8 protein-coding genes are annotated in these 13,324 nt (G+C 29.0%); 7 read left to right on the top strand and 1 reads right to left on the bottom strand.

Features of this window, described 5'->3' with window-relative positions; all coding sequences use genetic code 11:
- The first annotated feature begins 189 nt into the window (after positions 1–189).
- The 7 genes from OIF33_RS06885 to OIF33_RS06855 all read left to right on the top strand — a co-directional run bounded on the left by OIF33_RS06885 (position 190) and on the right by OIF33_RS06855 (position 12,482).
- Positions 190–4,530 carry a glycoside hydrolase family 2 TIM barrel-domain containing protein gene (locus tag OIF33_RS06885; RefSeq protein ID WP_322503488.1) on the top strand — a complete coding sequence of 1,447 codons (4,341 nt, stop codon included), beginning with the start codon at positions 190–192 and terminating at the stop codon, positions 4,528–4,530.
- 187 nt (positions 4,531–4,717) lie between these two features.
- Positions 4,718–7,204, top strand: a complete 2,487-nt coding sequence (locus OIF33_RS06880; RefSeq protein WP_322503487.1) for a CoA-disulfide reductase — start codon at positions 4,718–4,720, stop codon at positions 7,202–7,204.
- 318 nt (positions 7,205–7,522) lie between these two features.
- The gene (locus tag OIF33_RS06875) at positions 7,523–8,002 is read left to right on the top strand and encodes a DUF4352 domain-containing protein (protein ID WP_322503486.1); all 480 of its coding nucleotides are present in this window, start codon (positions 7,523–7,525) and stop codon (positions 8,000–8,002) included.
- Positions 8,003–8,554: 552 nt separating this feature from the next.
- Positions 8,555–9,718, top strand: coding sequence for a dicarboxylate/amino acid:cation symporter (locus OIF33_RS06870; protein WP_322503485.1), 1,164 nt, complete (start codon positions 8,555–8,557; stop codon positions 9,716–9,718).
- A 115-nt stretch (positions 9,719–9,833) separates the two neighbouring features.
- On the top strand, positions 9,834–11,084 hold the full coding sequence (locus OIF33_RS06865; RefSeq protein ID WP_322503484.1) for a Gfo/Idh/MocA family oxidoreductase: 1,251 nt from the start codon (positions 9,834–9,836) through the stop codon (positions 11,082–11,084).
- A 260-nt stretch (positions 11,085–11,344) separates the two neighbouring features.
- Positions 11,345–12,340: a hypothetical protein gene (locus OIF33_RS06860; RefSeq protein ID WP_322503483.1), complete on the top strand. Its 996-nt coding sequence runs from the start codon at positions 11,345–11,347 to the stop codon at positions 12,338–12,340.
- Between the two features lie 16 nt (positions 12,341–12,356).
- On the top strand, positions 12,357–12,482 hold the full coding sequence (locus OIF33_RS06855; protein ID WP_322503482.1) for a hypothetical protein: 126 nt from the start codon (positions 12,357–12,359) through the stop codon (positions 12,480–12,482).
- A gap of 232 nt (positions 12,483–12,714) precedes the next feature.
- Here the strand turns inward: OIF33_RS06855 and OIF33_RS06850 are convergent, their stop codons facing one another.
- Positions 12,715–13,224 carry a flavin reductase gene (locus OIF33_RS06850; RefSeq protein WP_322503481.1) on the bottom strand — a complete coding sequence of 170 codons (510 nt, stop codon included), beginning with the start codon at positions 13,222–13,224 and terminating at the stop codon, positions 12,715–12,717.
- Positions 13,225–13,324 lie beyond the last annotated feature (100 nt).

Genomic DNA, 13,324 nt, shown 5'->3' with positions numbered 1-13,324 from the left:
ATTATCAAATCTAAACTTATATATTTTATTTCAATGATAGTAATGGTATTTTACATTAGTTTTATTAATTGCTTTTTTCTTTTTTGATGAGATAAATGTTTTTCAACAAATTCCTTATATTTTGAAAATTTGAAAAGAGTAATGTTCATTTAACTCAACAGATCCAATTATTTTAAGGGGGAGAATATTATGATGAACAAAAAAACAATTGCTAAAATTTTAACTGTTGCTTTAAGTTCTGGTATGCTGTTAAATAATTTTAGCGGTGAATGGGTTTTTGCTAAAATGAAAGGCGTAGAAATTGAGAAAGGTGCTTTTTGGGCTAGCAATCCTGAAAAATTTGAGGATAATAGAGAGGAAGCACATTCTACATTAATGCCTTTTAATAGTATAGAGGATGCGCTTAATAATCCTAAGTATTCAAATTATTCTAATTCTGAGAATTACATGTCTTTAAATGGAGACTGGAAATTTAATATGGTGGAAACCTATAATAAGGATATAAAAGATTTTTATAAGACTGACTTTGATTCAAGTTCATGGGATACTATACCAGTTCCATCAAGCTGGCAGTTACATGGATATGATCAACCAAGATATAATGATACTGCTTATCCTTGGGAGTATCAAGACAATATACCTGAGCCACCAGATGTTCCTACTGACTATAATCCAATTGGTTATTATAAAAGAACTTTTACTGTTCCTGAAGGTTGGGATGGAAGAGAAGTTTTCGTATCTTTTCAAGGGGTTGAATCTGCATATTATTTATATGTGAATGGTGAATATGTAGGATATAGTGAGGATTCATTTACAGGACATGATTTTAATATAGGAAAATTCCTTAAAGAAGGAGACAATGAAATTTCAGTTAAGGTTCATAGATGGAGCGATGGTAGTTGGTTAGAATCTCAAGATATGATTAAGTTAAGTGGAATATTTAGAGATGTATTTTTATATTCAACTCCTAAAGCTCATATGAGAGATTATACATTAGTTACAGATTTAGATGAGAATTATATAGATTCAGATTTAAATGTGGAAGTTAATGTTTCAAACTATGGAATTGAGGTTGGACAATATAAGATAAGAGGCCTTTTATATAATGAGAATAAAGAATTAGTAAAAGAAGATTTTAAAGAGTTTGAATTAAATAATGAAGAGGATGCAATAATCAATATTAATACAAAGATTGAAAATCCTAAAAAATGGACAGCAGAAACACCTAATTTATATACTTATGTAATTGCTTTAGAAAATAGTGAAGGAGAAGTAATTGAAACAATAAGTAATAGAGTTGGTTTTAGAGAGATTGAGGTAATAAATAATCAGGTATGCATAAATGGACAACCAATCTCTTTTAAAGGGGTAAATAGACATGAGTTTTTACCAGACACTGGTAGAACTTTAACTGAAGAAAGCATGATTAAAGATATTGAACTTATGAAACAATATAATATAAATTCAGTTAGATCATCTCACTATCCTAATGATCCAAGATGGTATGACTTAACTGAAGAGTATGGATTATATGTTATGGATGAGGCTAATTTAGAGACTCATGGTAGATTAGATGACATACCACAAAGTAGACCGGAATGGACAGCAGCAGTTATAGATAGACAAAAATCAATGTTAGAAAGATCAAAGAATGAGCCAAGTATAATAATGTGGTCTTTAGGAAATGAATCAAGCGGAGGAAAGAACTTCGAGATAGCTGCAGACTGGATAAGAGAAAATGACCCAACAAGATTAGTACATTACGAGGCAGAGAGAAATGTAGGTGATGTATACAGTAGAATGTACAGAACTATAGAAGAAATGGAATCTTATGCTAATGATCCTGATAATACAAAGCCCTATATACAATGTGAGTATGCACATGGAATGGGAAATAGTATAGGAAATCTTCAAAAGTATTGGGATGTTTTTGATAAATACGACATAATGCAAGGTGGATTTATATGGGATTGGGTTGATCAATCCATAAGAATGAAAGATGAAGAAACTGGAGAAGAGTACTTTAGTTATGGTGGAGATTGGGGAGATGAAGATTTTACAGATGGAAACTTCTGTGCTAATGGTTTAGTTTCAGCTGATAGAACAGTTCAACCTGAGCTTCAAGAAGTTAAAAAAGTTTATCAAGAGATTGAAATAAAAGATGTTGATATTCTTAATGGAAAGGTTAATATAATAAATGAACATTTGTTTACTAATGTAAATAAATATAAGGGGAAATGGGAATTAAGAGCGGATGATAAGGTTGTTCAAAGTGGAGACTTAGATTTATCAGTTGATCCTTTAAGTTCAAAAGAAGTTACTGTTCCATTTACAAAGCCCGAGGTTAAACTAGGAGTTGAGTATTGGTTAAATTTAAGCTTTGAATTAAAGGAAGATGAATCTTGGGCTGAAAAAGGACATGTAGTATCAAAACAACAATTTAAGCTTCCATTTGATAATGAGGCTGAAAAAGGAATTGATTTAAGTTCAATGAGTTCAATAAAACTTAAAGATGAAGAGAATAAGGTAAATGTTAATGGAGAAGGATTTAAAGTTTCTTTCGATAAAGCAACAGGTGCTTTAGAATCATATAAAATAGACAAAAATGGAAGTGAGACTGAACTTATAGAAGAAGCTATAAGACCTAATTACTGGAGAGCATCTAATGATAATGATAAGGGGTTTGGTTTTGAAGGAGTATTTGAAACTTGGAGACATGCAGGAGTAAATGCTAAGGTTGAAAATCTAGAAATTACAGAAGTTGGAGATAAAGCTGTAAAAATAAATGTAGATTTTACATTACCAACAAGTGTAGAATCTAAGCTTAATGTTGAATACATTGTTTATGGAAATGGAGAGGTTGTTGTAAGTAACACTCTTAATGCTCCAGAAGAGCTTTCTGAAATACCTGAGATAGGAATGATGCTTCAACTTCCTAAAGAGTTTGATAATGTTACTTGGTATGGAAGAGGACCAGAAGAGAACTATATTGACAGAAATACTGGATATGATGTTGGTGTTTATAATAAAAAAGTAGAAGATTTCTTCTTTCCATATATAGAACCATCTGAAACAGGAAATAGAACAGATACTAGATGGGTAACATTAACTAACAATAGTGGAGTAGGATTAATGGCATCTGGAATACCTAGTATAGAATTTAATGCTTTAAATTACACTCCTGAAGAACTTTCATCAGGTAAACGTCACCCATATGAACTAGAAAAAGAGGACAGTGTTGTTTTAAGACTTAATTATAGACAAATGGGTGTTGGTGGAGATAACAGTTGGGGTGCAAAACCACACAGAGAATTTATGAATGAAAGTGGAAAAACATACAACTATTCTTTTAAACTTAAAGGAATAGATGATAGTGTTTCTCCAATGGAAATAAGTAAAAAGAATTTAAAGGAAGATTTAGTTGAAGATATTAAAGTTGATGGAGTTAGCGTAAAAGACTTTAATGAAAATATTACAGAGTATAATGTAGATTATTTAGAAAAAACATTAGAAAAGCCTCCAGTAATAGAAGTTGTAAAAGCTAATGATAATATAGATGTAGAGATAGAAAATGTAGATACAATCCCAGGAAAAGCTACTGTTAAGGTTACTCATAAAGATGATCTTTTAAATGAAATTTATAGCAAAGAATATGTTATAAATTTTGGAACGCACAATGTTGAGTATATTTCAGATATAGAGTGGGAAAGCGCAACTTCTGGAATGTATGAACCTGTAAGAGATAAGTCAGTAGTAAATAATCCATTAGTATTAAAAGTTGATGGTATGACAAAAACTTTTGATAAAGGTGTAGGAGTAAATTCAAACTCAGAAATAGTAGTTGACTTAAAAGGAAAGGGATATGAAAAATTTGAAGCTTATGTTGGAATGGATAGAGGCGTAAGCGGATATGGACCATCTGTAGTAGCTAGAGTTGAGGTTGATGGAAAAGAAGTATTCAATAGTGATAGAATATACAGCACTTGGAATGGACATAAAGTTGAAGTAGATTTAAAAAATGCTAAGAAATTAGCCTTATATATTGAAGATTATGATGGAAATATTAAATATGATCATGGAAACTGGGCGGATGCTAAATTTATAAAATCTGAAGCAAATAAAGATACATCTTTAAAATCCTTAAAAGTAAATGGAGAAAAGATAAAGGAGTTCAAGCCTGATGTTTTTGAATATGATGTGGAGTTACCAAAGGATTATACAGGAACACCTGAAATAGAAGCAGTGGTAAATAGCAAAGAAGCAAAAGCATTTATTGAAAATACTCCATCTATTCCTGGTACAAGTTATATTAAGGTAATATCAGAAGGAAGTGCTATGAATACCTATAAAATAAACTTTACAATAAAAGATGATCCTTCAGAAAAACCAGAGAAACCAGAGAAGCCTGAGAAACCAGAGAAGCCAGATAATTTACCAAATACAGGACAAGATGTTGCGAACTTTGCCGTTGTTGGTTTAATAGCATCTTTGGCAGGAGTAAGATTATTAAAAAAGAAAAATAACAAGTAATATTAAAAGCATCTTCTTTACTAGTTAAAGAAGGTGCTTTTTTTTGTGTGACAAAGTCACAGAAGAAGTACATATATTTTTTTATAATTATATTGTAAATTAGATAGATGATTATGAGTCTCAAAGTTAAAAAAATCACAAAATAAATCAATAAGAAACAATGTTATTTAAAGGAGAACTTATTATTATGAATAAAAGAATTGTTATAGTTGGTGGAGTTGCAGGGGGAGCTTCTACTGCAGCAAGACTTAGAAGATTAGATGAAAATGCTGAAATAGTAATGTTTGAGAAAGGTGAATATATATCTTTTGCAAACTGTGGATTACCTTACTATATAGGAGAAACAATTGAGAATAGAAGTAATTTAATAGTTCAAACTGTAGAACAAATGTCAGATAAATTTAAATTAGATATAAGAAACTTAAGTGAAGTTATTTCAATAGATAAAGAAAATAAAAAAGTAAAAGTAAAAAATCATAAAAATGGTGAGGAATATGAAGAGAGCTATGATATTTTAGTTTTATCACCAGGGGCTAAGCCTTTAAAACCAGGAATTAATGGCATAGATAAATGCGATAATTTATTTACTCTTAGAAATATTCCAGATACAGATAAGATAAAAGCTTATGTAGATGATATTAAGCCTAAGCATGCTACTGTAATTGGTGGTGGATTTATAGGTCTTGAGATGGCTGAAAATCTTCATGAAAGAGGGATTAAGGTAACTTTAGTTGAGGCTTCAAATCAAGTTATGGCACCCATAGATATTGAGATGGCTAGTATTATTCATGAGCATTTAATAGATAAAGGAGTAGAGCTTATCCTAGAAGATGGCGTTTCTTCTTTTGAGGAGGGCGGGAAAAAGGTTTTATTAAGCAGTGGAAGAGAAATAAGTACTGATATGATAATTCTTTCAATAGGTGTTAGACCAGAAACTAAAGTAGCTCAAGAGGCCGGTTTAAATTTAAATGAAAGAGGAGCAATAATTATTGATAAAACAATGAAAACTTCAGATGAAAACATTTATGCTTTAGGTGACGCTGTAGAAATCATGGATTTTGTTAATAAGAAACCTACAATGATTCCTTTAGCGTGGCCTGCAAATAGACAGGGAAGATTGGTTGCTGATAATATATGTGGAAAACATGTTGAATATAAAGGAACTTTAGGCTCTTCGGTAGCTAAAGTTTTTGACTATACTGTTGCTTCAACTGGAAATAATGAAAAGACTTTAAAAAGATTAGGATTACAATATAAGGCTATTCATATTCATCCTTCTTCTCATGCGGGATATTTTCCAGGTGCTTTCCCAGTTGCATTTAAAATGCTATTTAATCCTAAAACAGGAGAAATATATGGAGCACAGGGGGTTGGAATGGAAGGTGTTGAGAAGAGAATAGATGTCTTAGCAACAGCTATTAAGGCGGGATTGAAGGTAGAAGATTTACAGGATATAGAACCTTGTTATGCACCTCCTTATAATTCAGCAAAAGATCCAGTAAATATGCTTGGATACTATGCTTCTAATATAATTGAAGGTAATGTGAAAACAATTCAATGGCATGAAGTTGATTTGCTAGATAAAAATAATTCTTTAATTGTGGATGTTAGAGAAGTATTTGAGCTTATGACAGGTAAAATAGAAAACGCTGTAAATATTCCACTTGGACAGCTAAGGGAAAGAATAAATGAGATTCCAAAAGATAAAAAGATATATGTAACTTGTCAGGTAGGATTAAGAGGATATGTAGGGTGTAGAATATTAGAGCAAAAAGGATATGATGTAACTAATATAGATGGAGGAATTAAGACATATCTAGCTATAAAAAAAGTAGATAGTGCTCTGAGAAATCAAGAAATTTTAAAAAAAGAAAGTTTAGCTAATATTGAGGAGAAGAATATGAATTCGAAGGAAGTTGATTTAAATAATATAAAAGTAGATGTTAATTTAAATGCATGTGGTCTTCAATGTCCAGGACCTATAAAAAGAGTTTTTGAAGAGACTAATAAAATGAAGGATGAAGAAATTTTAAAGGTTTCTGCAAGTGATCCAGGTTTTGTAAAAGACATAAAGAGTTGGTGTGAAAAAACAGGAAATACTCTTTTAAGAGCGGTAATGAATGATAAAAAAATTGTTGAGGCTTATATTCAAAAGGGAACTTCAGAATCTGCATGTGTAAGAAAATATTCAGGTAATCTTACTAAAGATGGAGCTACTTTAGTAGTGTTTAGTGGAGATTTAGATAAAGCTATAGCATCCTTTATAATAGCGACAGGAGCTGCTTCCATGGGTAAAAAAGTTACTATGTTCTTTACTTTCTGGGGACTTAGTATATTAAAGAGGAAAGACAAACCAAAAGTTGAAAAGAAAACAATTGAAAAGATGTTTGATGCTATGCTTCCAGGAAATTCAGAAAAACTTCCTTTATCCCAAATGAATATGATGGGAATGGGACCAGCTATGATAAAGAAAATAATGAAAGACAATAATGTTGAAAATTTAGAAACATTAATAAAAAATGCTATTGATATGGGGGTAAATGTAGTTGCCTGTGCTATGAGTATGGATTTAATGGGAATAAAGAAAGAAGAGTTTATAGATGGAGTTGAAATTGGAGGAGTTGCATCATATTTAGGAGCAGCTGAAGATTCAGGATTAAACTTATTCATATAAAATTTAATTTACAAATAATTTAATCATTAAGTAATAAAGAGTTAACCTTAATTTTGAAGTAAGAAATTATTAATTGGTTAACTCTTTTGTATTTTGATTAACTTTTTTTCGCAATATAAATAAAAATTTAAGTTTAATAATTAATTTAAAGGAAAAATTTAGAATTTAAATATTGGTATATTTTTAATAAATTTAATGAATAATAAAGATGAAAATGTTTAAAATAAAAGCTAATAGTGAATTTGAATATTGACTTGGAATATTGAGATTTATATAATCAAATACGTTCTTAAAAAAATATATAGGTAAGGTGATTAGATGTCGAAAAAATTCAAAGGAATAATTGTTGTATTAGTTACTTTAATAGTACTTGGAGGAGCAAGTAAAATTTGCTTTAATAAATATGCTAGTGAAGAAGTTTATAATATAGGTGATACAGTTAAAATTAATAATCAAAGCTTCATAGTAAATAGCATCAAAACAAGTATGGGAACAGATAGTGATAAACCTAAGGATGGTAATGAATTTGTAGTTCTTAATGTAACACTTAAGAATAATGGAAATTCAGATATGAATTATAATCCATATAGCTTCCAAGTTGAAAATAGTAAGGGGGAAATAAAAGATAGAACTTTTACAGCTATTGACGGCAAAGAAGCTTTAAATAAAGGAATTTTATCTCCAGGAGAAGAAGTAACAGGAACTATTGTAGTTCAAGAACCTATAGGAGCTAAAGATTTAAAACTAAATTATATACCTAATATATTTAAAAATGATGTAGCAACAGTTAGATTATAAAATTCGGCATTATATACAGTAAAATTCGTAGTAATAGTTATATTTAAATTATAGAAATACATTTAGAAATAAAAAGAGTAATGTTTGTAAACATATTACTCTTTTTATTTACAAAATTTTAAATTTATGTTGACTAAGGATAAAATTCACATTATAATAAAATTAATTCTTAGGAAAACACTAAGGATTAATTTTTAGATAAAGTAAAGGCTATGATTAGAAAAGTAGAATTAATTTCTTTATACAGAGAGAGTCTTCTAGGTTGGAAAAGACTTTAAAGAATTTTTTCATGAGTGCCTCTATGAGCTCATTTCCAGAAATAATTTTAGGTTAAAGTAGGGGAATGCGGGAATGCCCGTTATAGCAGAGTGGTATGTTTGTACCTAAAGAGATTTTGTAATTTAACTTTTATTAATATTTTATTACATAAAATCAGAGTGGAACCGCGGAATTTATACTTCTGCCTCTGTATAGAGGCGGAAGTTTTTTTATTTTATTATGCTTTATAAATAATTCTTTACATAGAAAATACAAAATAAAGGGGGTTAAATTGTGAAGAAATTATTTAATAATCTTATTTTTAAACTTATTTTAGGTGTCATATTAGGAATAATAATAGGTACATATTCTTCAGAGGGGCTAATGTCAACAATTGTGACTATTAAATATGTATTAGGACAAATTATATTTTTCTCTGTTCCTCTTATTATTTTAGGATTTATAGCACCATCTATTGCTAAATTAAAGGAGAATGCAAGTAAATTGTTAGGATATGCTGTTTTAATAGCTTATTTATCTTCAGTTTTTGCTGCTACTCTTTCAATGATTGCTGGATATGTTTTAATTCCTAAATTATCTATAGTATCCAATATATCATCATTGAAGGAATTACCAGAACTTATATTTAAATTAGATATACCACCAGTGATGAGTGTAATGAGTGCTTTAGCATTAGCTTTACTTTTAGGACTAGCTGTTGGATGGACAAAGGCTGATTTAGTAGAAAAGCTTTTAGATCAATTTCAAGATATAGTACTTAGTATTGTAAATAAAATAATAATACCTATATTACCATTTTTCATAGCTACTAATTTTGCAGTTTTAGCTTATGAAGGTGGTTTAAGTACTCAGCTTCCTGTATTCTTTAAAGTTATATTAATTGTATTATTTGGTCATTTTATATGGTTAACAGTTTTGTACTTAATAGGTGGATTGATATCAAAAGAAAATCCATGGGAAGTTGTAAAATACTATGGACCAGCATATCTTACTGCCGTAGGAACAATGTCAAGTGCTGCCACATTACCAGTAGCTTTAGAATCAGCTAAGAAATCAAAGGCCTTAAGAGAGGACATAGTAGATTTTGCAATACCATTATGCTCAAACATCCACTTATGTGGTTCAGTTCTTACAGAAGTATTCTTTGTAATGACAGTATCACAAATTTTATATGGTAAAATTCCTAGTTTGCCAACCATGATATTATTTATATTATTATTAGGTGTGTTTGCTATAGGAGCACCGGGAGTTCCAGGTGGAACTGTAATGGCATCTTTAGGGTTAATAATTAGCGTATTAGCTTTTGACGAAGCTGGGACAGCACTTATGCTAACAATATTTGCTCTTCAAGATAGTTTTGGAACAGCATGTAATGTTACTGGGGATGGAGCTATAGCACTTATGCTAACAGGTATAGCTAAAAAAAGAAATTTATAATAGTTGAAAGGTATGTTATTAAGACATACCTTTTTTTATTTTAATAAAAGGAATATATATGAAATTGTAGAACTAATAATAAAATGCAATATTAATTATGAAGGTAGGGATTATAATGAAAAAAGTAAGCATAGCTGTTATTGGAGCTGGGGCAAGAGGAAGATTTGCTTATTCTTCATATGCCTTGAAAAATAAAGAAGATGTTGAAATTGTTGCAATTGCAGAGCCTAATGAAGAGAGAAGAAATTTATTTGTTGAGGAGCATGGTATAAAGAATGAGCTTGTTTTTAATACTTGGGAGAATATGTTAAAGGAAGATAAATTAGCAGATGGTATTATAATAGCAAACAATGATGAAGGACATTTTAAGCCAACAAAAATAGCACTGGAAAAGGGATATAATGTTTTGTTAGAAAAACCGATGTCAAATTCCTTAGGTGAAGTTATAAGGCTAGGGGAACTAGCAAAAAAATATAATGATAGAGTATTTATGGTATGTCATGTTTTAAGATATACTCCTTTCTTTGAGGCTTTAAAAAATATAGTAGATAGTGGGAGGCTTGGAAGACTTATTAATATTCAACATAATGAAAATATAGGTTACTGGCATTTTGCTCATAGTTTTACAAGAGGAAATTGGAGAAATTCTAATGAAACATCACCATTAATTTTGGCTAAAAGTTGTCATGACATGGATATATTATTATGGCTAACTGGAGCTAAGTGTAAAAAAATAGCTTCTTTTGGTCATCTGACTTATTTTAAGGAAGAGAATTTTAAAAAGGATATGGGAAATAGGTGTTTAGAGTGTCAATGTGAGGAGGATTGTCCTTATTCTGCAAAAAAGTTATATTTAGGAGAAAAACCTGTGTTTACTTCAGTTGTACATCCTAATCCGACTTCAGAAAACTTAGAAAAATCCTTAAGAGAAGGACCATATGGAAGATGTGTTTATAAATGTGATAATAATGTTGTAGATCATATGGTCACAATACTTGATTTTGATAATGAAGTAACTGCAACATTTAATTTGTCAGCTTTTACAAAGGATATCCATAGAACTATAAAATTAATGTTTACAGAAGGTGAAGTCGGTGGAAATGATATAAAAAATATTATTGAAATTAAAAAGTTTGGAAGTGATGAAGTAGAAATTATAATACCAAAAGAAGTTGAAGGAGGACATCTTGGAGGAGATATTGGAATTATGAAGGATTTCATAAAATCTATAAGAGAAGGAGTTAGTGAAACAAGAACATCAGCCTTAAGAAGTATAGAAAGTCATATTATGGCTTTTGCGGCTGAAGAATCTAGATTAAATAATAGTATAATTAATATAGATGAGTTTTGGAATTCAAAAATATGATTAAAGAGTTTAAAAAAGTCAGCTAAGACTTAAGCTGACTTTTTTTATTATAAAACGCATAGAAAATCTTGATAAAAATCACAAAAATGTAGAATTTTGATAATATGAATAGTATAAGGGAGTATAAATAAGTTTAGATTTTCATTGCTATAAAGATGGGATAGAGCATTGAAATTTAAGCTAAAAATAAAAATATTTATATTATTTTAAATTTATGAAAGGAGGCAATTATCAAGTTTTAAGGAGCTTGATAAAAACTTATGCGAAGCAGAGTTGATAAGGTAAGTAATCGTATAGTTGCTGCTTTAGGAATAAAAAATTTAGATAATAATTTAGAAAATACATTAGTTAATATAATAAATTGTAATCCCAAATATATAGTTTTAGGGTGTAGAGAACTGCCATTTACAGATAAGATCTGGGAAGTATTAAATAATGTTGATTGTCCTAAAATAATTATAAGTCCATTTAATTATATGTTTAGAAATCAAAGAGAAGTTGTCAATGAAATCAAATTCATAGAAAATTTTTCGAAAAATAATATAGGAACAATATTAAATTCAATAAATGAAGCTAACTTTATATTAACAGATAAATTTTGTTATATATCTTCAGGAAGTTTAACCTATAATGGCATAACGAATAATGTTGAACTTTATGAAGCAATGAATTTAAATGATTCTAATTATAAATTATGGAGAGATGAAATACTCGACTTTATAAATCAAGAAGTAGAAAATTATAGAAGTACTTGTCATAAAGAAAAGATTGAATACATTTTAGAAGAGTTAAAAAAGAGGTTAGTTATTAATATTTCAAGTAATCTAGGTGAATTAACTAAAGATTACATTTATATTCTTTTAGATATATTAGAAAATATAGAGAGCTTTACAATGATTGGAACAGATGTTTATCAGTATTTAAATAAGGACTTTGTAGAACTTGTAAAACTTAATAAAAAGTTTTTAACAAAAAGTAATTCCATAAAAGGTGAATTGTTTAAAATGTTATTAAATATTGAGGAAAATAAAGTAGAAGCTAATATAAAAATTTTCAACTGTTTGAGAAATGAGTTCTTAATCCTTATAGAAGAATTAGAGCAATTAAAAAGTTTGAGAGAAGTTAAATATCATAATTCAAATAATCCATGGAGAAATGAAGAAGGAATAATAGCATTTTTATCAGAAAATACTACAGTTAATAACTCTTTAATTAAAGTGTTTTATGAAAATGTTCTTTTAGAACGTTATATATAAAGGAGCAGTGATAAAAATGAATAATAAGAACAATTTAAGTAGGGCTGCCTTAGGAAATTACACAAAAAGTGCAGTAAAGGAGTTTGAAAAAAATATAGTCAATAAAAAGGATTATCTAGAAGAGGTCAAAAAAAATAAATAGAATTTTGTAAGTATTAAATAAACAATAATAAGATATTTATTATTGTTTATTTTTTGCCAAGAATTTCTTATGAGGTATACACTAATATGGGTAAGAATTTTAATAAAGAATATAAGGATTATAAAATTTATTATATACAAGGAAATCCTTCAAAAGGAGAAAAGCATAAATCTTGCTAAATAATAGGAGTATAAAAAGCAGTAGAATTATTCATATCTACTGCTTTAAACTTTTATTTCTTTATAAGTACATTTTTAATTTCTGCTATATAAAGCATGTGGTAATCTTTTTCAGGATACCATCTTTTATCTATTCCATCTTCTAAGAAACATTTAGGATCTAAGTATTGTCCATACAATTTTTTGCATACAAGAACAACTTTTCCTTCTTCAAAATAAGGTGTGTTTTCACATGTATTTAATGTAAGATTTGAATTTGAAATCTTGTCTTCATCTCTTCCAGAAACTTTTCCTAAGTAACCTAATGTCTTTTTATATTCATCATCGAAAAATGTTAAAGAGAAAGTATCAGAATTATCTATAAACTCTTTTGTATAACGCTGAGGTCTTACAACAATGTAAGCAACATCTTTTCCCCACATAACACCAAGACCGCCCCAAGAAGCTGTCATTGTATTAACTTTATCATCTTTCTTTGCTGTTACAAGCATCCAATCTTTTCCGATTAACTTGAAAGGACTTTCTTTTAATTCTTCAGTCTTAATTTCAATGAACTTATCCATAATATTTTCCTCCAATTATTATATAAGTATCTTATAAAATTATATCAAATATTATATTTTAAAAAAACTTTTAGTTTATAATAAATATATAAACAGTTCA

This window comes from Clostridium sp. LIBA-8841 (assembly GCF_034439435.1).
GTDB lineage: Bacteria > Bacillota > Clostridia > Clostridiales > Clostridiaceae > Sarcina.
This window is presented reverse-complemented; position numbering and strand designations above follow the sequence as displayed.

Excerpts from the sequence above, each read along its gene's own strand:
- OIF33_RS06880 (WP_322503487.1), top strand. The coding sequence starts at position 4,718 with ATGAATAAAAGAATTGTTATAGTTGGTGGAGTTGCAGGGGGAGCTTCT.
- OIF33_RS06885 (WP_322503488.1), top strand. The coding sequence starts at position 190 with ATGATGAACAAAAAAACAATTGCTAAAATTTTAACTGTTGCTTTAAGT.
- OIF33_RS06875 (WP_322503486.1), top strand. The coding sequence starts at position 7,523 with ATGTCGAAAAAATTCAAAGGAATAATTGTTGTATTAGTTACTTTAATA.
- OIF33_RS06855 (WP_322503482.1), top strand. The coding sequence starts at position 12,357 with ATGAATAATAAGAACAATTTAAGTAGGGCTGCCTTAGGAAATTACACA.
- OIF33_RS06860 (WP_322503483.1), top strand. The coding sequence starts at position 11,345 with ATGCGAAGCAGAGTTGATAAGGTAAGTAATCGTATAGTTGCTGCTTTA.
- OIF33_RS06865 (WP_322503484.1), top strand. The coding sequence starts at position 9,834 with ATGAAAAAAGTAAGCATAGCTGTTATTGGAGCTGGGGCAAGAGGAAGA.
- OIF33_RS06850 (WP_322503481.1), bottom strand. The coding sequence starts at position 13,224 with ATGGATAAGTTCATTGAAATTAAGACTGAAGAATTAAAAGAAAGTCCT.